The 21,080-nt window shown below is 43.3% G+C and carries 27 protein-coding genes and 1 pseudogene; 3 read left to right on the forward strand and 25 right to left on the reverse strand.

Features of this window, described 5'->3' with window-relative positions; genetic code table 11:
* Positions 1–10 precede the first annotated feature (10 nt).
* From DEAC_RS07665 to DEAC_RS24135, 5 genes and pseudogenes are all read right to left on the reverse strand, one after another.
* Positions 11–904, reverse strand: coding sequence for an NAD(P)/FAD-dependent oxidoreductase (locus DEAC_RS07665; protein WP_047809474.1), 894 nt, complete (start codon positions 902–904; stop codon positions 11–13).
* A gap of 261 nt (positions 905–1,165) precedes the next feature.
* Positions 1,166–1,552: a DUF302 domain-containing protein gene (locus tag DEAC_RS07670; protein WP_047809475.1), complete on the reverse strand. Its 387-nt coding sequence runs from the start codon at positions 1,550–1,552 to the stop codon at positions 1,166–1,168.
* Positions 1,553–1,635: 83 nt separating this feature from the next.
* On the reverse strand, positions 1,636–1,848 hold the full coding sequence (locus tag DEAC_RS07675) for a hypothetical protein (RefSeq protein WP_152671367.1): 213 nt from the start codon (positions 1,846–1,848) through the stop codon (positions 1,636–1,638).
* Complete coding sequence (locus DEAC_RS07680) at positions 1,838–2,041, reverse strand: DUF362 domain-containing protein (RefSeq protein ID WP_047809477.1); 204 nt, start codon at positions 2,039–2,041, stop codon at positions 1,838–1,840. Before DEAC_RS07680 ends, DEAC_RS07675 begins: the two co-directional genes overlap by 11 nt.
* A gap of 159 nt (positions 2,042–2,200) precedes the next feature.
* A pseudogene (locus DEAC_RS24135) lies at positions 2,201–2,308 on the reverse strand (FmdB family zinc ribbon protein); the annotation flags it as partial.
* A gap of 376 nt (positions 2,309–2,684) precedes the next feature.
* Between DEAC_RS24135 and DEAC_RS07690 the strand changes: the two are divergent.
* A complete protein-coding gene (locus DEAC_RS07690; RefSeq protein WP_047809479.1) occupies positions 2,685–3,575 on the forward strand; it encodes a helix-turn-helix domain-containing protein in 891 nt (296 codons plus the stop codon).
* A gap of 76 nt (positions 3,576–3,651) precedes the next feature.
* Here DEAC_RS07690 and DEAC_RS07695 read toward each other — a convergent pair whose 3' ends face one another.
* Genes DEAC_RS07695 through DEAC_RS07740 form a run of 10 tightly spaced genes read right to left on the reverse strand, consistent with a single transcriptional unit; the run spans position 3,652 to position 12,554 of the window.
* Positions 3,652–5,151, reverse strand: a complete 1,500-nt coding sequence (locus tag DEAC_RS07695) for a hypothetical protein (RefSeq protein WP_047809480.1) — start codon at positions 5,149–5,151, stop codon at positions 3,652–3,654.
* Complete coding sequence (locus DEAC_RS07700; RefSeq protein WP_047809481.1) at positions 5,148–5,519, reverse strand: hypothetical protein; 372 nt, start codon at positions 5,517–5,519, stop codon at positions 5,148–5,150. The genes DEAC_RS07695 and DEAC_RS07700 overlap by 4 nt, the downstream gene beginning before the upstream one ends.
* 14 nt (positions 5,520–5,533) lie before the next feature.
* Positions 5,534–6,259 carry a cytochrome b N-terminal domain-containing protein gene (locus DEAC_RS07705; RefSeq protein ID WP_047809482.1) on the reverse strand — a complete coding sequence of 242 codons (726 nt, stop codon included), beginning with the start codon at positions 6,257–6,259 and terminating at the stop codon, positions 5,534–5,536.
* Positions 6,256–6,708, reverse strand: coding sequence for a QcrA and Rieske domain-containing protein (locus tag DEAC_RS07710; protein ID WP_047809744.1), 453 nt, complete (start codon positions 6,706–6,708; stop codon positions 6,256–6,258). The genes DEAC_RS07705 and DEAC_RS07710 overlap by 4 nt, the downstream gene beginning before the upstream one ends.
* Positions 6,709–6,764: 56 nt before the next feature.
* A complete protein-coding gene (gene nrfD, locus DEAC_RS07715) occupies positions 6,765–7,661 on the reverse strand; it encodes an NrfD/PsrC family molybdoenzyme membrane anchor subunit (protein WP_047809483.1) in 897 nt (298 codons plus the stop codon).
* A 21-nt stretch (positions 7,662–7,682) separates the two neighbouring features.
* Positions 7,683–8,258 carry a 4Fe-4S dicluster domain-containing protein gene (locus tag DEAC_RS07720; protein ID WP_047809484.1) on the reverse strand — a complete coding sequence of 192 codons (576 nt, stop codon included), beginning with the start codon at positions 8,256–8,258 and terminating at the stop codon, positions 7,683–7,685.
* A gap of 11 nt (positions 8,259–8,269) precedes the next feature.
* Positions 8,270–10,489, reverse strand: coding sequence for a molybdopterin-containing oxidoreductase family protein (locus tag DEAC_RS07725; RefSeq protein WP_047809485.1), 2,220 nt, complete (start codon positions 10,487–10,489; stop codon positions 8,270–8,272).
* A 33-nt stretch (positions 10,490–10,522) separates the two neighbouring features.
* Entirely contained in the window at positions 10,523–11,113 is a 591-nt protein-coding gene (locus tag DEAC_RS07730; RefSeq protein WP_152671368.1) for a YeeE/YedE thiosulfate transporter family protein, read from the reverse strand.
* Position 11,114: 1 nt separating this feature from the next.
* Entirely contained in the window at positions 11,115–11,645 is a 531-nt protein-coding gene (locus DEAC_RS07735; protein ID WP_047809486.1) for a YeeE/YedE thiosulfate transporter family protein, read from the reverse strand.
* Positions 11,646–12,554 (reverse strand): hypothetical protein, encoded by a 909-nt coding sequence (locus DEAC_RS07740; RefSeq protein ID WP_047809487.1) that lies wholly within the window; start codon positions 12,552–12,554, stop codon positions 11,646–11,648. It abuts the gene before it with no gap.
* 337 nt (positions 12,555–12,891) lie between these two features.
* Here DEAC_RS07740 and DEAC_RS07745 point away from each other — a divergent pair, with 337 nt between their 5' ends.
* A complete protein-coding gene (locus tag DEAC_RS07745; protein ID WP_047809488.1) occupies positions 12,892–13,107 on the forward strand; it encodes a hypothetical protein in 216 nt (71 codons plus the stop codon).
* Between the two features lie 199 nt (positions 13,108–13,306).
* Here the strand turns inward: DEAC_RS07745 and DEAC_RS07750 are convergent, their stop codons facing one another.
* Together DEAC_RS07750 and DEAC_RS07755 are read right to left on the reverse strand one after the other, a co-directional pair.
* Positions 13,307–13,735: a MerR family transcriptional regulator gene (locus tag DEAC_RS07750; RefSeq protein WP_047809489.1), complete on the reverse strand. Its 429-nt coding sequence runs from the start codon at positions 13,733–13,735 to the stop codon at positions 13,307–13,309.
* 56 nt (positions 13,736–13,791) lie between these two features.
* Positions 13,792–14,193 (reverse strand): iron-sulfur cluster assembly scaffold protein, encoded by a 402-nt coding sequence (locus DEAC_RS07755; protein WP_047809490.1) that lies wholly within the window; start codon positions 14,191–14,193, stop codon positions 13,792–13,794.
* 130 nt (positions 14,194–14,323) lie between these two features.
* On the opposite strand from DEAC_RS07755, the gene DEAC_RS07760 reads away from it, so the two are divergent.
* A complete protein-coding gene (locus DEAC_RS07760; RefSeq protein ID WP_242847099.1) occupies positions 14,324–14,809 on the forward strand; it encodes an HAD family hydrolase in 486 nt (161 codons plus the stop codon).
* Positions 14,810–14,929: 120 nt separating this feature from the next.
* Here the strand turns inward: DEAC_RS07760 and DEAC_RS07765 are convergent, their stop codons facing one another.
* The 8 genes from DEAC_RS07765 to DEAC_RS07800 all read right to left on the reverse strand — a co-directional run bounded on the left by DEAC_RS07765 (position 14,930) and on the right by DEAC_RS07800 (position 21,067).
* Positions 14,930–15,784, reverse strand: coding sequence for an Mrp/NBP35 family ATP-binding protein (locus DEAC_RS07765; protein WP_047809745.1), 855 nt, complete (start codon positions 15,782–15,784; stop codon positions 14,930–14,932).
* A gap of 113 nt (positions 15,785–15,897) precedes the next feature.
* On the reverse strand, positions 15,898–16,272 hold the full coding sequence (locus DEAC_RS07770) for a NifB/NifX family molybdenum-iron cluster-binding protein (protein WP_047809492.1): 375 nt from the start codon (positions 16,270–16,272) through the stop codon (positions 15,898–15,900).
* A 29-nt stretch (positions 16,273–16,301) separates the two neighbouring features.
* A complete protein-coding gene (locus DEAC_RS07775; protein WP_047809493.1) occupies positions 16,302–16,784 on the reverse strand; it encodes a DUF134 domain-containing protein in 483 nt (160 codons plus the stop codon).
* A 140-nt stretch (positions 16,785–16,924) separates the two neighbouring features.
* Complete coding sequence (locus DEAC_RS07780; protein WP_047809494.1) at positions 16,925–17,203, reverse strand: metal-sensitive transcriptional regulator; 279 nt, start codon at positions 17,201–17,203, stop codon at positions 16,925–16,927.
* Positions 17,204–17,258: 55 nt separating this feature from the next.
* Positions 17,259–17,837, reverse strand: a complete 579-nt coding sequence (locus DEAC_RS07785; RefSeq protein ID WP_047809495.1) for a lytic transglycosylase domain-containing protein — start codon at positions 17,835–17,837, stop codon at positions 17,259–17,261.
* Between the two features lie 42 nt (positions 17,838–17,879).
* The gene (gene coaE, locus DEAC_RS07790; protein ID WP_047809496.1) at positions 17,880–18,491 is read right to left on the reverse strand and encodes a dephospho-CoA kinase; all 612 of its coding nucleotides are present in this window, start codon (positions 18,489–18,491) and stop codon (positions 17,880–17,882) included.
* A gap of 11 nt (positions 18,492–18,502) precedes the next feature.
* Entirely contained in the window at positions 18,503–19,162 is a 660-nt protein-coding gene (ytaF, locus tag DEAC_RS07795; RefSeq protein WP_047809497.1) for a sporulation membrane protein YtaF, read from the reverse strand.
* 63 nt (positions 19,163–19,225) lie between these two features.
* The gene (locus tag DEAC_RS07800) at positions 19,226–21,067 is read right to left on the reverse strand and encodes an ABC-F family ATP-binding cassette domain-containing protein (protein WP_047809498.1); all 1,842 of its coding nucleotides are present in this window, start codon (positions 21,065–21,067) and stop codon (positions 19,226–19,228) included.
* Between the last annotated feature and the right edge of the window lie 13 nt (positions 21,068–21,080).

Here is a 21,080-nt window from a genome sequence, read left to right on the forward strand (position 1 = left end):
AACTTGGCGCTCAAAGATACTTTCTTCGCTCTTGACTATCCAAATACTTCACCGCCTGAAGAGCCGCAGTTCCGCCTTCTCCTGCAGCTTTAATTAACTGATAGGGTTGTCCCGTGCAATCGCCGGCTGCAAATAACCCCGGAAAACTAGTCTCTAATTTGTGATTTACCTTAATGGCACCGTCTTCCATTTCCAGACCTGAAATAAGCTGCTCGGCAGGAAGATTTTCTCTGATGATAAATACTCCGTCAACGGTTAATTGTTCCTCCCCAAGGTCAAGTTGTTCTACCCTTTCTTTCCCCACAATCCTCGCAACGTTGCTCTTCTTAACGTCAACCCGGGAATCAAGGGAGGGAACGTCACTGTAATAAGGAATATAATAGACTTGGGAACAGATGTCGGCCATAAAATTGGCCTCATCCTCACCTTCATGGTTATAAGAAATAATCGCTGCCTTCTTGTCTTTATACAAGGGACCGTCACAGGTAGCACAATAGCCGACGCCCATACCTAGCAATTCGGCTTCACCAGGAAATAATTTACTCGCCGAAACACCCGTCGCCAAAATAAGAGCATCTGCTTCCAGGGATTTCTCCTTGCCCATGATGGTGAAAGGAGGGCCCGGATATATACTTGTAACTTTAAAGGGAATAATAGATATTTCCTTTTCCTTAAGATGATTTAGAAACCGCTGTCTTAAATCCTCACCACTTATTTTGGGAAAACCGAGCCAATTATCGATTTGAGGTGCCTTAGACAGCTTTGGGCTGCAGAATTCCGAACCCAACAAAATAAAATCTCGTTTCCTTATTTTGGCATTAAGGGCTGCCGCCATCCCTGCCGGACCGCATCCAATAATTGCAAGTTCATAATGATCTTTGATATTATTAAGATCCTCAGACACGTTTTAAACCTCCTCGATTCATTTCCTTTATAGCAGAAGTGTTCCCCAAATTTCCCAAATTAACTATCAACTTTTAATATTGCTCTGAGAAATCCTGATAAGGTAATCATTAAATAAAGGCGTTCTTACTCCACTATATTAGTGAAGCGAGAACGCCTTTGATTATTTGCACCCATTTTAGATTTTTAGAGTTAAGTTTTTAGACAGCTCCAAGGATTATTAGAATAATATCCCGAAATGATGTTCACCGTGATTAATTATCTAGATCGCCTCATCCAACGCTTTCTTTAACACGCTTTCTACCTGCTGAGCAACACTTAGCAATTGTTCGTGTTCCATCATACCTATCAAAGACGTCGGACGCATCATTCCCATATACACACTTTTTTCTTTTTCGTATACGACCACCTTACAAGGCAAAAAATATCCAACTTCAACCTGAAGCTCCAATACTTCTTTTGCTTGTTTGGGATTACAGACCTCTAAAACCTTAAAGTGACCTTGAAAATCCAGCCCTTTTTCTGCCAATTTGTCTTTAAAATCAAGTTCCCACAAAACGCCGAAACTATTGTTGCTTAATGTTTTCTTGAAATCTTCCACAGCTGTCTCAAAAGGTTTATTCGTTTTGACCTCATACTTTAAATCCATGACTTTCCCTCGCTTTATCGGATAATAATTCAATCTCGGCGATTTTACGCGATAGACTTCTTCATTCTAATAGTATAAGCAAATTAATCCGAAACAACTCCCAATACATATAGGATACCCAATAAACGGTCTCTTTCCTCTTCCAAATCTTCTCGTTCCGCTACCATCCGCGGCTGCACAGAGTGAAACGGCCAACGAGCTCTAAGATCAATAAGCTTTTTCTCAACTTCTTTAAGGTGCTGTAATACTTCCTGTTGATCCAGTGGTTTTTCATGCACTTGTCCATCATCCGCCATTAGCATTCATCTCCCCTACATCTACAAAGGTAATAGCGCCATGCATGCAAGCTTCCATGCAAGCTTCACATTCCACACATTTCTTAGGATCTACCACTGCTAAATGTGACAACATGGCAATAGCCTGTTCGGGACAGGTATTGACACAGCGTTTGCAGCCCCGGCAAAGTTTTTCTAAGATAAACGCTGACATTCCTACTCTCCTCCTTATTCCCGCGGCATTAAAGGAACACCCGGTTCCTCATTAGCAGCCTGCTCAGCCAAAGCGCTGAGGACCAGAGCTTGAGCCAATGGAAGATCCCCCGCTTGAGCTTTTCCCCATAACATTAATTGTGGTAAATCGCTGTTTTATTTGGTCACTTCCGCATACCGGACATACTTGCCGGTCTTTTTGGCTTATGCTGCAAAAGACAGAAAACTTATGATTACACGTCTGACAGATTAAATCATAACTTGGCATCGTCTTCAATCCTCCTTAATTAACTCTTTAGTTCATAATAACTTCTTAGCTCAGCTCCAGCCACATATTCAGAATCCCGATCCTTACTCCTGGATCCCAGCTCCTTTTGTGCTGCACACACTTGATATTTTGGAGATGAGTCTGTCGTATACTAAGTGAAACAGAAATGTTATCTTTATCCCCTATACCCCTCTAGGGTATTTTATTAATTCCAATATATTCGCTTATCAATGATTTGTCAACCCGTTGGAATTTTCTTTCTCTGATTTCTATAGTAATACACCAACTCAAGGATTGCAGGCAATACAAATTTGCGCAATACAAATCAAAAAAAATCTTCTAATTGGTACTATACTATCATCTAGGAGGAGCGCTCATGAACTATTCTCAAAGCATTCAGGACACCATCACATACATTGAACAACACCTCTGCGAGAGGCTCTCATTGGATGAGATTGTAAAAGTTTCCGGATTTTCAAAATATCACTTTGTGCGCATTTTTAAGCGCGAGATCGGCTTGGGGTTGAAGGAGCATATTCAAAGCCGTCGGTTAACTTTGGCAGCAAAACTTCTTCTGTCATCGAAGTTTAGTATTATGGATATTGCTCTCTATTGCCGTTTTGAATCTCAAGAGGCCTTTACAAGAGCATTTAAGAAGGTCTACGCGCTTCCTCCCGGAAAATACCGCCGTGCCATAAACCATTTAGTAACTATAAATGAGGTGAACGATATGAAAACCAATGAGCAGATTCCCGGATGGATTATAACAGGAACAGCTCCAGGAAAATTTGAAGCTGCATTTGACCACGAAGTGTTTTTTAAAGGAACAAAATCAGTGCTTTTAAAGAGCACCAGTACAGAACTGGAGACAGGCGACTACTATGCGGTAATGCAGCAATTTAAAGCCAAAAACTATCTTGGAAAAAGAGTCCGTTTATCAGGGTTTCTAAAAGCAAGAGACGTGACAGGCTGGGGTGGACTCTGGATGAGGATTGACAGCATAACCGCCAATGTGATCAAAATTGATAATATGCAAAACCGCCCTATAACGGGCGATACGGACTGGAATCATTATTCGGTGGTGCTTGATGTACCGGAAAACAGCGCGATCATCAATATCGGTATGCTGCTCAACGGCACGGGAGAATTATGGATGGATAACGTTTCTTTTGACATCGTTGACAAAAATGTTCCGGCTACGGATGTCGACCTCAGCAGCGAATTGCCAGAAAAGCCTATGAACCTTTCCTTTGAAGAGGACAACTAATGAAACACAGAGGTTATGGATTGAAGATACAATTCATAACCTCTGTGTTCACTATAACCTCAGACAAGTTAACTCCTCAGGGATGTGCTGCGCTCCGGTCATGACATTTGTGACAGGAGTCTGCCCCCTGCTCCAGAAGCGATTGCTGACAGGTGCTTCCATAAACTAATGGGATATTAAAGGTTTTGCCTGTGACACGACTGGTCTGCAGCCAACTATTTCCTTCATGGCGAATAAACGGCAACTCCTCCCCTTTTCCTGTAACAAGAATCTCATCGCCAAGTTTCAGAACAGGAAATTTAGGATTGGTTAATTGTTCTTCAAAGGCTAAGTCCTTAGGGGTGACAATCTTCTTGGTCTTGGGGAGAGTGTTTTTTGTGCCATGACAATCTTGGCATTGAAGGTGAACTGCATCATATTGAGAGGTGTGGAGTAGGTTGTCTCCCATGACATCCTGCCTTGTGTGACAATCAATGCAATCCAGGCTGACTTCACATTGAGCGAAGATTTCTCCGGGCAAATAATAATCTTTGACCCGGTCCAGATAATTGGTATCTCCGGATTTCCAGTCACTAATGACTTTGGTCATATCTGAACGAAACGCAAAACTCATTTTGAGCGGGTCATGATTTCCTTGATTGTGGCACTGATTACACTGGGTATAAGGAATTTGGGTTGTCAAGCTGTGGGTCATCCCCCAGCCGAGATCAGCAGATCTCATGGTCGTATCTGTCCCGATATAAGTATGCATAGGGTTCGTTAAAACATGACATACCTCGCACCCGTTCGCTGTAATCTTATTCTCTGTTTGAGATTTAACTCCGGTTTGGCTGCCCTGGAGAGAATGATTATCAGGAGTCGGAAAAGCTGGGATCTCCCCTCCGTTTTGATGACATTGACTCAAACAGTTCTGCTGAAACGCCTTCTGATTAGGCTGTCCCTGCAGCGGATTGGGATAAAGCGCTGCTGACTGCCCCTTGACAAGTCCCGGCACCTCATTCGTTTTATCAAATCCGAACATCCGGCGTACAACACTGAGCTCGCCGGCCTTTGTGGACATAATCGACGTTTTCACGAGATCGACTTCATTTTTTGCTGTTTCCTGGTTGCCTGAGTGACAGGACATCCCATTCTCGGCCTTTCCCCCGCAGCTTAAAGAAACTGCGTTCAAGGAACCCGGGTGTCCCCCGCCATACATTTGATCATGGGCCGTCGCTTTGTCCAAAGAGAGAGGATTTCCCCCGTGGCAAGCGACACAGCCAAACGTATTACTGGGATGAGAGCTGGAGATTTCCTCTATACCGATGTGACAGGTTTTGCAGCGCTCAACGTTCCCGTTGGGAAGAACCAGATCAATGACCTCAGGCTTGCGATTTTGAAGGCTCTTGATTTCTTGCTGGAGTTGAGTTCTCTTTGCTGTATCTTTGGTTGAATTTAATTGAGCCTGCAGTCTTACTGCCTGTTCTTTAAAATACTCTCGTTGATATTGAGCCCAATTTGGAGTGCTGCCTTGAATAAAAAGAATTAAAATAACAAGACTCAAGAAAAGGCTTGCTAAGATCAGAGCTTTTTTCATAGGCGAGTCCACCACAATTCCTTCACCATAAACCAAAACAGAAGAATCAAGACCAAGCTAAAAAGAGCGCTGAAAATCCTCATTCCCCATTTGTCCCCCCAATAATGAGCAGCCCATGGCACCCCGGCCAGCCCGATAATAATTAAGGCGGGAACTGCTAAAGCTCCCAGCCAAGGCGGAAGATACAGCAGCAGCACTTGAAATGGCCCAAAAATCCAGGGTGCTGTTGCATGAGGAACTGCCGGAGCCAAATTGCTCGTTCCCACACCTGGAGAAATTTTAAAAGCCAATAAAGTACAAAGGATCAAAAAAATCAACGCGGCAATTCCTTCATTTTCTTTAAGATTATTAATGGGTGAACGAGCCATTATATCTCCTTCCTTTAGAGAGGGCGTACTCCCCCGTCACGGCGAATCCGCCAAAAATGATAGAGCTGCAGCCATAACATTGCCAAGGGTAAGACCGCACAGTGCCAGACATAGACAACCAAAGTGCTGCCGCTTAAGGCAGAAGGTTCGCCTAAGGCGATCTGCGCCAAGGCAGTTCCCAAACCTGGAATCTGCTTCAATAGATTAGCGGCAACCGTTGCCGCCGCACCGCTTTCTTGGGAACCAACCAGCAGGTAACCTGTAAAATCTAAAACCAAGACAAGTACCAGCAATCCTACGCCAACGAGCCAATTAAGCTGTCTCGGGGGCTTGTAGGAATGAGTCCATACGACTCTTACCATATGCAAGTTAACGGTTACAATCATAATTTGTGCCGACCAATAATGCAAATTTCTAATGATATACCCGTAAGGAATTACCGACCCGATCGTAAGGACACTGCTGTAGCCTGAACTTGCACCGGGTTGATAGTGAAACATTAAAAGAATCCCTGTAATTCCAAGCATTAGGAATGCCAAAAATGACAGTCCTCCGAGGCAAAACGTATAGAATACCGAAAGTACTCGCTCAGAGATAAATCTCGGCCGCACGTGATTAATAAAATTATTCCGCGAATTTCCTTCCAACTTATGTACTGGCGATAGTTTCTCTTTTTGATCATGGTCAGACATCAGTATTGGCCTTTGAACCGAAGTTTCCGTTTCTTTAGAATCCTTCATAGCCGCACATCCAATCCAACTTGCTTCTCTGTATTAATGATTAAGGAACCATCCGCCTTCCGTTCCACAGCTGCCCTTGGCAAGGCTTTAGGGGCAGGCCCTGCTACAGGCCTGCCCTCTGTGTCGTAAATACTGCCATGGCAGGGACACAACCATTGTTTCCTTTCCAGATGATATGTCACTTCGCAGCCCAAATGAGTACAGGTCGCAACCAAAGCGGCAATGCCTTGATCATCCCGCTTAACCCAAACACGTGAATTGGGAACATGCTGCCAATCCGTTTTTTCCTCAAGGCTTTTGGCATAAGACACTAAGGGCGAGCGCGGTTGATCCTCTTTGCTCATCAAATAGTCAACAAGAGGTTTGACACTTAACCCACCCACCGCAACCATTCCGGCCCAAGCAAACCGTAATACTGTCCGTCTTGAGCACTCTATTTGCTTAGCCATCCTTCTCAGCCCTTTCTTCCTTAGATCTACAAGTCGGAGCGGTTCCCATACCTCACCTAAAACCAACGACTCCACTGCCCAGCGAAGGTTATAATATAGCGGACAAAAAAACCGCCAAAGAGAACGAGGAAACTGCTGCCAATGGTTACTGGCAATGTCCACCGAACTGATATTTTCTCTTTTAGTTCCAAGTACTCCAGGGAAAAGGGCACAATTAGCCCTAAGCCCACAATCAAAAACCAAAAAATCATAGCAAACTGTCCGTAGATCATACTCCCGTAAGCCTCAGCAATACTCAGAGAACTCAATCTGCCCATTACAATCATTACCAATAGTATAAAACATTCTAAAACGATGAGTAAAGCATCGGCCTTCGTCAATAACTGTAGTTCCCTATGCCTGGCCCTTTGCCAGGGACTAAGAGCAGAGAACAAAATCACCGTTGCTGCCCCGGTAGACAAAGCTGATACTAAAAAGAGCACCGGAAGCAAGGGGGCTGTCCATAAGGGGCGTGCTGCAGCATTGAGAAGAAGACCGGTATATGATGCCACCCCTACCGACAAGAAGGGAATTACTTTGGCCAATCGTTTTTTCCATTGTTCTAAAGATTTAGTTTCTCCTATAATTTGAAACTTCTGAGGTAGCCAAAGATAAAGATAGACAACACTCAGCAGAGTGAACAAAAGAATCGCCCAACTACCATAAGACATGGGGGACCTTACCTGTAAAGTCATAAATAACCGATAGAAGTTAAAAGGGCTTCCTAAATCGAGTAGCAGCACACCCAGCCCTAAGGAAATTGGAAAGGGTGAAATAAATGCCCCCCAGCGGCTAACCCTTTCAAAATCATTACCACCCAAGAGCAAGGCCAGGTTCGAGGTAATCATGGCTCCTGCGCTCACGCCGGCAGTAAAGAGGTAAATAACAATTAATATGCCCCAAGTTATTTCCACGTGAAACCCCTCCTTCGCCTCTTAATTGCCCTCCGGTATTTCCGGAACCACATCATCAATATAATAAATATTGGGACCGGTTCCCACATACGTTAGCAACTGACGGCTTGGATATTTGGCGAGTAATTTAGCCACAACACTTTCGGGATCATTAAGATCACCAGCCTGCCGTGATTTTCCCAGACAAGTTTGGACACAAGCCGGCTTTAAGCCTTGCTCCAAACGCTGCAGACAAAACGTGCATTTATCAGCTTTGCCTGTCTCCGGATTAGCAAAACGAGCATCATAAGGACAAGCAGTAAGACAATATTTACACCCGATACATTTACTAGTTTCAACAATGACTATACCATCGGGACGTTTTTGGGACGCTCCTGTAGGGCATACGGATACACAGGGAGGGTGATCACAATGCATACAATTTCCGGGTTGAAAAACTTCTTTAACCTTGGGAAATTCACCCTGTACACCGCTGCTTTTGACCCAATTCCGTGTCTTACCGATGGGCACGTCATTTTCTGCGCGGCACGCGACCATACAGGCATCGCAGTCGATACAGCGCGAAGTGATAATGACAAATCCCATGCGAACTGTCATAGTGTTCCCTCCTACGCTTTACTTACCGTTACAAAGGTTTCACTCAAAGCCGAACTACCCGAGAGAGGATCTGTAATAGTCTTGTGAAGAGCAGAATCGCTGGCTCCCAGTTTATAAGCCGATTTAAGCCCTTTGCTCACATGACCGAATCCTCCGACCATAAAGATACAATCCGGCCGGATTCCCTCAGTAACCTTCGCTTTAATTGTCACTTTTCCCACATCACTTTCCAGCACAACGTCATCATCCGTCTTGATTCCTAGCTTAGCAGCTACCGAAGTATGCAGCCAGGCCCGATTTTCTGAGAAAACTTCTAATAACCAACGATTGTTTTGAGTGAACATCTGAGTGTGTTGAGCCGTTTTTCCCGTTAAAAGATAATAATGGTCTTTCGGAGGACGAGGCGGCTCATCCCAAGCGGGCACCGCTTTTTTGCCCATTTGAGCCATAATACTCGACGATATTTCAATTTTTCCGCTGCTGGTTTGAAACTCAAAGTCTTTGGAATGATCTTTTTTGAAATTTGGTACAACATAATGCCCAGCCTTCTCTAACTCATCTAGAGTAATTGAGAAGGGTTTAAGTTGTTTGGCCAAAAGATCTCGTTCGTCCTTATAAGGAAGAAAATCGCCCAGGCCTAATTTGTCAGCCAGTTCTTTGTAAATCATCAAGCTGCTTTTCGTATCATATAAAGGTTCAATCACCGGCTGTCTGATAAAGATTTTGCTGCCAATAGGGATCAACCCGTCATAACGTTCCAAATAACTGGATTCGGGCAAAATTACATCGGCATAATAGGCGGTATCACTTGCTTGAATGTCAATGACAGCGACAAAATCCAACTTCATAAAAGCATTGATGGTTTTCTGTCGTTCCGGTATCGAAAGAATTGGATTCTGCCGAGAAATTAACCACCCTTTAGCCTCATAAGGTTTGCCGGACAAGATATTATCCCGCATAGTTTGGATTACACCATACGATAAGGGGACCAAGGGATACTGCCAGGGAACACCGTCAAGTCGTATTCCCTGGGCCTGGGGGAAGGGGGGATGAGACAAAACTCCGAGCTTAGCCGTATTGATTTCCTGATCGGGAATAAGTCCCCCCGGCTGAGCCCAATTGCCGATCAAAGCATTCAATACAGCTATTGCCCGCTCGGTCTGAAATGAGTTTTTAAAATTGGATGTACGCCAGTTAGGATGAGCAATAGCGGCAGGAGCAGCTGCAGCAAACTCACGGGCGATCCTCTCTATCGTCGCTGCAGGAATCTCGCACTTTTGCTCCGCCCATTTCGGCGTGTAATCCTTGACTTCTTGGACTAAATCATCAAAACCTTGAGTATAGGTAGTGATAAAGTCCTTCTTGAACAGTTTTTCTTTAATAATGATATTAATTATTGCTAAGAAGAAGGCGGAATCCGTTCCCGGGCGTATTGGCAGCCATTCAGTGGCTTTGGACGCTGTTTTACTGAAACGCGGATCAAGGACCACAACCTTAGTCCCCCTGGCAATCATCTCGATCATTTCCTGAGTTTCATTATTGGAGATTCCCTCTGCCAGATTTCTGCCCGCAAAGATCATATACTTGCAATTCTTATAATCCGTTCCTGGTTGAGGAACACCGTAGGTATATAAAAAACCGGTGGTCATTGCATTGAAACATAGACTTCTCTGGGTGCCATAATTGGGGGAACCGTAGGCTTTGAGCAAAATCTCGAAAAAAGGCTGGGACAAATTGTCTGTGGAGTTAAACATCATGGCTTTTGCCCCATACTTATCCTTTATTTTTTTCATCTGATCCGCCGTATACGTCAGAGCTTCATCCCATGAAGCTCTGCGCCACAATCCGCTTCCCCGCGCCCCTGCCCGGATAAGAGGAAATTTAATACGATCAGGGCTGTATAACGTCTCAATTCCCGCATTTCCCCGCGGACAAAGTTTGCCGACATTATTGGGATGATCGGGATTGCCTTCTAACTTTTTCACAATGCCGTTATCGACCTTGGCAATAACGCCGCAGCGCCAGACACACTGCTCACAGATTGTAGTAACCTTCTGGAGCTCAGAACTCTCATTTGCCGCTGTCTTTAACGCAGAATGCTCCACAGCAAACATATTATCCGGCGCTAAGAACCCCAGGCCAGCCGATACACCCAAAGCGGCACCGGCGGCAGCACCTTTAATAAATTGCCGGCGGCTGAACAATTGGTCCCAGGTATAGACTTTGGACATAGTCAAACCTCCTTTCCACATTAACCATAAAGTTTAGTTCAAATTTAGGTTCTTAGCTGATTTTACTGGGGAATCAACGGAGACACCTTTTGAATTTTCGGAAACCTTGGAGCCAACATAAAATACAAGCGTACAGAGAACAAAGAGCGAGATAAAGAGCCAATGGTTCACATGAAGCAGTTCCTCAAGGGATTGCTGCCCATAGACCCCAATGGTAGATATTTTTAAAAAGATTGATTGATAGGTAGCCCCAAAGAGAACACCGCCGGCAAGAAAACCTAAAACTCCAGGAATTAAATAGTCCAAATTTCCCTGACCACAACCTGTGATCAAAGTACCTGGTCATGTCCCGGCTAACGCCATACCAACTCCAAACAGAAGTCCACCCAGGAGATTGCCGACAATATAGGTCGAGGACATTTGGTCCAATTGAATAAAACCCAGATCTTTCAAGGCATAAAGACCCACAAGTCCCACTGAAATCCCCGTCATCATAAATTTCATGATGGTGTTATCCTTAAATCGAAATTGGTTGACAATTCGATGATAATGACCTAAACCGGCTTTTTGCAGCGCGAAAGCGAAGAAAAAGCCAATAATTAAAGGAATAACATAGGTAGTCATCTTAATAATCCCTCCCATATAAAAGTTTAGTTGTAATAATTCCGGACACAAATAAGCCAACAATAAATAATAAACCTGCCGGTGAAAGCTGCATTGTCCCGGATATGGCTAAGCCGCTCGTGCATCCGCCCGCAATCCCGGCAGCATATTCAATAATCATGCCGCCGATAAAAATCAATACCCACCGTTTTAACTTACTGGGCCCATAATTTTGGATCCACAACTGATCTGGCATCAAGCGAACTTTAAAATCACGGGACCATAAACTTGAGACGAGAGCGCCAAGGATCATGCCAATGAACAGAATAATTTGGAAACTCAGTACAGGAGGCATTTGAAATTTGAAATACATAGAGTTCGCTAAGCTAGAATGGAACGTCTTTAAAAGCATGCTGTCAATGCTTTCGAGACCTCCTGAAGAACCGATCGTCTTATCAACCAGAACATAGGAGGCTATGCCAGTTACTCCCAGGAGGAAACCCGCGGCCCATGGGGACCATGTTTTTTCTTTCATTTTTTCGATAAAAGACACTTAAGCTTCCCCCTTTCCCGTATTCTTCTCTGTCTCAGCCTCAACTAAGGATATTAATTGTTTAAGTTCTTTTTCATCCATCCTTTGCAAGTGAATCAGGATATTCTCCGGCACTTGAGACAAGAAATGCAAGGTTTGCCGTCCATTTGGATCTTCTAGTATACTTTTAATCAGCAAAACCGTCTCTATATCCCCGGCAAGCAATTGTCTGAATACGTCTTGAACTTCCGGCGGCAAAGTATTAAAGGGAACGTTTCTCTGCCTTCCTTTGAGGTAAGCCCAAGGCCATAGACCTTTTTTCCATTTCCAAAGCAAAATCGTCAAAACCAAAAGGATCAGAATATCGGCTGCTATAATAGACCAAGCAAGCCAGGATAGTTTGCCATTATTATTAAAGTCAAGAACATCAAAATTCGGATTAGAACTCGGCGGAACTTGAGTTGCTGCCGGAGAAGGAGCGACGGATCCCGTCTCTGCAGAAGAAGTCGTCCCTGCAGCGGAGGAACTTCCTTTCGAGCTATTTACTGAAGCATTGGACGTTGTTGCTGATCCTCCGTATTTGGCAACTCTAGCCGGAGCATCCGTTGGATGACAAGAGACACACGATTGATCCGGCTGGGCTAGGGGGTTAGCAATAATCCCGGCATGAGCCTTTGTCTTATCAGTTTCCGTTGCCACACCCAAGTGACAAGCCTGACAGAAGTCTCCAAAGGAGTGCTGTGTATGCCAATCTCCCTTTTTGGAAACAGGATCGGCTCCTTGAACCTCGTGACACGTTTTACAGGAAGACGTTGACGCCCCACAGGCAGCTTGGGCGTCTTTGGGACTTGACAGTCCTGAAAATCCGAAGATAACTATTCCGCCAATCCCCAAGATTAAGGCAATAATAGACATTTTTAACCGCTTCACGTTTACTCCTCACCTCATTTCAAAATATCAAATAATTTTAGGCTGTCTGTATATCCTCTTTTTATCACCTCCAAGGTAAAACTTGATTTAAGTTTGCCAGCACAATTAACTTTTTTAACCATCGAATTGAAATATGTAATACTGCTTTTGAAAAATCGTCTAGCGATTAAGTGCTAGCCATGGTAATATAATTACAAATTCGTTTTGTCCCACCCCCTAGGGAGGGGGTCGTTTGGTTACTTATAGCATACAATGAAAATCTCGCAGGGTCAATATAGAAAAACAATACCCCTATGTCGTTTACTGTAATATTCTGCCTAAAGAGGAGAGGTAACCTATGGAGGATTTAACCTTATTAGAAAAAAAGATTCTAATCCAACGTTTAGAATCTTTGTCCGAAGACCTTGAAGAATTGGAAGTAGAGAGAGACTATGTCTTAAAACAAACTGGGCTTCATCTTCCCGGCCATACGGTCAAAAAATATGAAGCCGAATTATCAATCCTAAAAGATTCTCTTGTCCTTATTAAGGAGGAATTAGCTCGACGCGAGTGAACTCGTTCAGCTAAAGCTGAACGTCGGGGCCTCAGAAACAATAATGTCCAGTGGACATTATTGCCGAGCCGCCTTTCCCAATAGGAATACTTAGCGGCGAAGGAGGACTCTACCCCACCTGAAGTTAACTAAGGACTAAGAAGTGGGGGGCTTAAAAACTGGTTCAAAAGTCAAAAAAAACGACATTATAGTCGTTTTTTTAACCATTATCCTTTATGTTACACTCCTCACCCGCTTGGCAACTCTTGAGAAGAGCACAAGAATTACACATTTCGGCTTTGTCACTTGCAATGAGACAAAATGTGTTTTGGATTTTCCAACATGCTTTTGATTCATTAACCGATATAGGACTGTTCCGATAAGCGCCCCCTTTACAATTGCGATTATACCAACATGAATACATAGAAATTATGTGTCTAGCACCAGCGATATTCAGCCCTTTTTGATCTATTAAATATTTGATGAATTGCAGTCTCTTAATGTCATTGTTTGAATATCTCCGTTGTCTTCCTTTTCTTTCCGGATGTATAAGGTTATTTCGTTCCCAAACTCTTAGAGTCTCCGGATGTTCTTCAATTAACTCCGCAACCGTGCCAATCGTATACAATCCTTGATCCTCATCAAGCATTTTTGTCACTTCCAAATTGTATAAAAACTTCCCTACGTAATCTTAGTTTCCCGATCTTAGGTATCCAGTTTTTCATATTGAATATAGTAAATTCCTCGTTTAAGAAGATAGTCTTGAATTGTTTTTCCCAGAGTATTTATGACAAGGTCTAAACTAGAATGTTTTACCTCATCGGACCATTCTAATGCGTCCATAAGATCTTGTTTGCTTATCCTTAAGGCCTCTGCCAAATGTTTTTCGTGGGCCAAAATAGTGGCCATACTACAACAGGCTAAAGTCTCTACATCTCCCTCGGCCCAAAAACTGATACTTTTTATTATACCAAATTCAACTTTAATATAAATAGTACAAACATCCCCGCTTTGCGGATCTTTTACTGTTCCTTCACCATCCGAATTCGGCATTTTTCCTTGATTAATAGGATTCATTATTAGTTCAGTAATCTTCTGTGAATACATCGTCTCACCACCACTTTATGAATATAATCACATTATATAGTGTTATTGAGTCCTTTTCAATAATTTTATTGAAATTTAATATACATTAAATTATTATAGTCTTCAAAGAAACTTTTAATAAACTTAGTAAATGAGTGTGAAACGAATGATTAAATTAATGATCCCTGGCAAGGGTGTCGTCGCCTTAGAGGTGTTGGTCTTAGATTTTAACGGAACTTTGGCCTTAGATGGCAACATGTTAGAATCGGTCAGAGAACATCTGCGACGTCTAGCTCTCTTAATGGACATTCATATTCTAACGTCTGATACCTTCGGAACCGTTAAACGTCAGTGCCAAGGTTTACCCGTCCAAGTAAACGTCTTATCAAGCTCGAACCATACCAAAGAAAAGGCAGACTATGTATTAAATTTCAACCCTGATCATGTTGTTGCCGTCGGAAACGGTGCAAATGATCAGTTAATGCTGGAAAAAGCCTTTTTGGGGATTGGCGTAATTGGCTTTGAAGGGGCTTGTACGTCTGCCTTATTGTCCTCCGACGTTATTGTCAAGGATATTGAAGACGCCTTTGGTTTGCTTCTAAAACCTCAGCGGCTGAAAGCTACTCTCAGGCAGTGAACTCGTTCAGCTAAAGCTGAACATATTCACCTCTGGTAAAAGCGGCAGGTTAGCTGCATTGCTAGAGGGAAACAAAGGCCAAGGCTTGTCCTGGGGTAAGCCTTGGCCTTTGTCTTTATATTAGGCTAACTTTTCACCGCTATGTTTTTTGATTTCTTCAGCTAAGCGTTTCGCTATTTGGTCAAAAACAGGTGATTGATAATCTTCAACCTTACCTGCATCCGATAATTGTGCTAAAGTAGGATCAAGAGGAAGCTCACCTAAAAATGGAATATTCGTTCGTTCTGCTTCATCCTTGCCTTGAGGCTTCCCAAATACCTCCATTCGATGATTACAATCTGAACATTGTACATAGGCCATATTTTCGATTAAGCCGTAAATGGGAGGTTTATAGTTTCGTACCATTTTAATGGCTTTGCGAACAACCATATTTGCTAATGATTGAGGACTTGTTACCATAACAACCCCATCGACGGGCAATGATTGGAAGACTGTAATAGGAACATCTCCTGTACCCGGAGGCAAATCAATCAAAAGGTAATCCAAGTCGCCCCAAACAACTTCAGTATAAAACTGATTAACAATTTGAGTGATAAGTGGTCCTCTTAAAATAACAGGATCATCTTCTGTTTCTATCATAAGATTCAGCGACATGAGTTTAATCCCGTCACGGCTCTGAGGAGCAAGAATTCCTGTCTTACTTACACCTGCTCTTCCTGTAACCCCAAAAATTCTCGGGACACTCGGTCCTGTAATATCAGCATCTAAGATCCCGACTTTGTAGCCTTGACGCATTAGGCTCACAGCTAACATGCTCGTCACAGAGGATTTACCAACGCCGCCTTTGCCGCTCATAACAGCAATAATCTTGTCAATATGGCTGGCTTTTTGAGCATCTGTCAATTTTGGTTCATTGGAACAACTTTCTCCCGTACAAGTTCCTGCTGCAGAACAGCTATTACATGCTTCACTCACGGTACAGCCTCCCTTTCCTATCATAAATTACCCTCCAAATGGGTAATCCGAATTTATCTTACTACCCTGATTCTTGCTTTGTCAAGTTTGTCCAATAATGGCAGAACCTTAACTTAGTGACAGGTATGATTGTGTTCATGTCCGTGGTCATGTTGGCATACGGATCCGGTGCTTACAATTTTACCCTCCGCATAGGCTTGGGCAACATCTACAACTCTCCCTGAAGCTCCTGAGACGACTTCTAATCCTACAGCATTAAGGCCGTTGATCATTCCCCCGCCGATTCCGCCACAAACGAGAACGTCTACACCTTTGTTCTTAAACATATTGGCAAGTCCCTCATGCTGGTGCTGAAGACCTGTGGCACTGAGTTTTTCAACCAAGCGAGCGCTTTGCCCCTCAATTTCAAAGACTGTAAACCCTGCGGCCCGCCCAAAATGGGGATCTAAAACCTCACCATCAGTCGGAATAGCTATCTTTTTTGCCATAAGAAAAACCCCCTTTAATTATTACCTTTTTAAGTTTCTTCACGCCAAGCACTGTCATCTTTCTTTCTTAAATGACTGTCGCAAGGACGTTTGATCCCGTTGTCTAAACGCATTTTCTCTAAGTTGCCACACTTCGGGCAGACTATTTCATAGCCATGCTTGCCACCGGCAGAACATGGCTTTTCCTCCCAGATATGTTGGCAATGAAGACATTCGAAAACCCTATTTTTTACAGTATAATTACCCCCTTGAATAATGATAGGCCTGCCTTCTAACAAGGCAGTGGCAATTTTCTCTCTAGCTGCTCCAAGAATTCGCTGAAACGTAGCTCTGGAAACTCCCATAGATGCTGCACATTCAATTTGATCCAGACCTAATTTGTCTTTGAGACGAACGGCTTCAAGTTCCTCAAGCTGGATTGATACCTCTGGCCAACGTGAATATCCTTGAGGAATAAACGTTTGGCAGACTATTGTTTCATCAATTCGGCCGCAACAACGCCGTCTTGACATTGTATCAGCTCCTTTTGGGCATATGCTCAATTACAGTATAGCCACAATCATTGGAATAATCAAGTATTAGTGTTTAGCCTAAAAAAATAAGCCACCGAAAGTCTTAAGCTTCCGGTGGCTGCAAAATTTGCTGGCGCAAATTACTGATTCAATTTCATTAGAGTTTCAATGGCTTTACTTAAAACCTCTTGACGATTTTCTCCTTTATCGAGAGCTTCGACTAGGCAGGAATTAGCATAATGCTGAGCAACAATCACTGATACTTTCTGGACAGCCGAACGGATAGCAACGAGCTGCAATAGTATATCCTCACAGGGTTTATCTTCTTCAATCATCCGCTCAACCCCTGAAATATGACCCCGCACCGTTTTAAGTCGAGTAATAATTTTTTTGGTATCCGTTTGGTCCACATCTTTCACGGTAGTTTCTCCTCATTTCCTTCTCGTCATGAAATCTCCTAACAACTGCAGAAAATTATGTACGGTAAAGTTTAATATATTTTTGATAACTTTTCAAGACACGGCCTACATAATCTCTGGTTTCCTTAAAGGGAATTTCTTCTTGCTGGACATTATTGGGATCGATCTGCCCGGATTCTATCCATTCCTGAACATGTCCTCTGCCACCGTTATAAGCGGCGATCACAAGAACAAGATTATTGGCAAAGACCTTCTCCAAGCTGGCTAGATACCAAGTTCCATACTGAATATTTTTTTCCGGCTTAATAAGATCTTCATTGGAGTAACTTTTATCTCCTAAGCTTTCGGCGATTGATTGGGCAGTGCTGGGCATTAGCTGCATTAAGCCTACAGCGCCTTTATGAGATTGCGATTGAGGAAGAAACTTGCTTTCCTCCCTAATAATAGCAACTACGAGCAAAGGATCAACACCATATTCAGCTGCGTATTTTTCCACAATTTTTTGATTCGGGTAGGGATAAAGAATTTTTTCAAATGACGGTATGTTCAATAGGCCATAGCCTATAAGGATTACGACTATTAAGACCAGAAGAAGCCTTTTGCTTGCTCTGATCCTTTCTTTCTTTTTAAACATCGCATCTCCTCATCTCGATTAGGACTGTTATATGAATATATCCTAGTTTCCTCTTAAATATGTTTCTTTTGTTTCTTTCCAGGCTTCTCTGAGTTGTTCTATTGTTGCCTGGATAGTTCCAGAATTATCAATGACAACGTGGGCTCGCCGGCGTTTTTCATCTAACGATCCCTGGGCAGAAATCCGGGCTTCTGCCTCACCAAGGCTCAAATTGTCTCGCTTAAGCACACGTTGAAGCTGTATATCCCGAGGTACCCAGACAACCCAAATTTGATCAACATGTTGATCAAATTCTGTTTCAAAAAGCAAAGGAACATCCCACACGCAGACCTTTGTCCCTAAATTTTCCAGTTTTTCTCGTTCACTCTTCATTTCTGCAAGTACTCGGGGGTGAACAAGTTTTTCAAGACTATTTCGAGCTTGTTGATCAGCAAATACCAATTTCCCCAGTTTCCTGCGCTCAATTTTCCCTTGTTTCTCCGTGATTTCAGGGCCAAACGTTTCAACCAGCTGTGAAATTAAGTTAACATCCGATTCCAACAAACGGTGTACGGTTTTATCCGCGTCAATGATCGAAACACCTTGGGTTTCAAACCAATGAGAAACTGTTGACTTTCCGCTGCCAATACCACCGGTCAAGCCGATTGTTAACAAAATAGCTCACCTCAAATCAATTTACCCAATCCGACTAGAATTAAAACAGTCCCCGGCAAAAATTCCGCTTTACTGATCCAATTCTCGGGGACTTTACCGGCCATTTGCTGGCCTAAACATAACATAAAAATCTGGGTCAAAGCAACCACGCCAATGATAGACGCTGTCATTCCTGCCATTGCGGCTCCAATACCACTGGCAAAAGCATCCATAGCCAAGGCACTTCCCAGCAAAAAACTCTCTTTGAGACTGATCCCGCCTGACCCATCTACATCGGCGATTTGCGGTGTCTTAAGTACTTGGATCACGAATCCTAGAAATTCTAATTGGAAGCGAAACTCTGGTTCTGCGGCAGGCTTTTCCTCAATAACAGCTATCGCTGGAACTGCCTCAGGCAATTGCTCATGATTACGATTGATTATTGCTCTGCCCAGTTGAAAAACTCCCAGAGTCAATAAAATCAGAGCCCCCAACAACCTTGCCGGAAAAAAGGTGAGCCAAAGTTTAACGATACTTCCAAAAAACATCGATATACCCATAGCAAAGACAGTACACATGGCTATAACGATTAATGAAGCAAACGGTATGCGAATACGGCGCAGCCCGTATGCCAAACCAACCCCAAAGCCATCTAAGCTTAATGCTACAGCCATAAGTAAAGCTACTCCCATATATGTATCCCTCCACCTTGCGACTTCAGGATAATATATGGGCAGAAGGGTTAATTGGTGAAATCAATCGCTCCCTGCGATCCATTCCTCCAGTACACTATCCCGGTGTTTTTTCACCCTTTCATATTCCTCATGAAGGCTCATTGCTAATTCATAATTGTTGCCGGCGGAAGCAAGTTCACCTTCCAGCCTCCCAAGCGTTTCTTCTAACTCTTCAATCTCTTTTTCTAAGTGTTTAAGACGCTTTTTTTCACGCGCAAGATTACGGTTTTCTTGCTGCTCTTGAGAGCCGGACTTAAGACTTTTTTCCTTTGGAGCAACGAAGGAGTCTTCTTCTTGTTTTGATTCCCGATAGTTTGTATAATCGCCCTCGAATATTCTCAAACCCTGAGGGGTTAATTCCGCAATCTTTTGGACCACCTTATCTAAAAAGTAACGGTCATGGGAAACGACAAGGACTGTTCCTTCATATTCCTGCAAAGCTTCTTCCAACAAACCTCGAGTATCCATATCCAAGTGATTTGTTGGCTCGTCAAGCAACAACAAATTTCCTTGTTCCAGGAATAATTTACACAAGGCCAAGCGGCTTTTTTCACCCCCGCTTAGTACAGCTGTAAACTTAAAAACATCGTCGTTTCTAAAACCATATCGAGCCAGAAGATTTCTAATTTCCGGGTCCTTTAAATTTGAGACAGTACGGATTTCGTCCATTACAGTCCCGGCGTTGCCTAGGTTCTCGTGTTCTTGAGAATAGTAAGCCACTTTAACATTAGCCCCTAAGCGAATAGTTCCTTGATAGGGAATTTGGCGGAGAATTCCTTTCAAAAGCGAAGTTTTTCCCACTCCATTTTTACCCAATAAAGCAACTTTGTCCCCGCGCCGGAGATCCAATAAAACGTGCTGAAACAACGTTCGATTCTCAAAACTAATCATAACATCTTCCAAAAGCAATACCCGATCCCCGCTGCGGTCTGCATTTCCCAGGGAAATTGAAAGTTTATGGTCTGAGCGCTCTACAGAGATAGGCTTTAGTTTATTCAGCTGACTTTCCCGTCCGCGGGCTTGCTTGGAATTAACTCCCGCTTTATTTCTGCGGACATATTCTTCAAGTTTAGCAATCTTTTTTTCCAACCGTTCTGCTTCGCGACTGATCGTTTTGCTTTCTATGGCACGCTGCAGTTCAAATTCGGAATAATTCCCGCTGTAACCCTTTAATTTACCATTTTCCAGGCATAAAACCTTAGAGACAGTACGATCCAAAAAATACCGATCATGGGAAACGATAAGAAGGGCCCCTGGATAATCTCGCAAGTACCCTTCCAGCCATTCTAAAGCCGCAACATCCAGATGATTTGTAGGTTCATCTAAAATCAAAAGTTCCGGAGAGCGAAGTAAGAGTTTAGACAAAGCTAATCTCGTTTTCTGTCCTCCGCTTAAGGACTGAACAAGGGTATTAGCTTCACCTTCGAGACCCAGCCCAGCCAAAATCCTCCGAATTAAGGCTTCTAAAGCATATCCGCCCTGACGTTCAAAACGTTCTGTCAGCATGGCGTATTGTTCCATGATTTTATCACTAGGGGTATGCGCCATTTTTTGTTCTAAATCCCGAAGTTGTTGCTGCATGGCGAGCAAATCAGCTCTTTCTTGGAGCATACACTGAAATACGTTCCCTTCCTCCTCGATAATGGGCATTTGAGGAAGGTAGCCATAGGTGCCGAAAATTTGGCTCTCACCGCTTTCAAGACGAACTTCCCCCAAACACGCGCGAATCAATGTCGTTTTTCCTGCGCCATTGGGACCTACTAAAGCCGCCTTTTCTCCATTTTCCAGCGCAAAACTCACCTGTCTAAACAACGGATCTCCAGAAACATCAACACCGCAATCCCGGCAAAACAAAATACTCATTTCTTAAATTGGC

Origin of the sequence: Desulfosporosinus acididurans, from assembly GCF_001029285.1 — a bacterium.
Taxonomy (GTDB): Bacteria; Bacillota; Desulfitobacteriia; order Desulfitobacteriales; family Desulfitobacteriaceae; genus Desulfosporosinus; species Desulfosporosinus acididurans.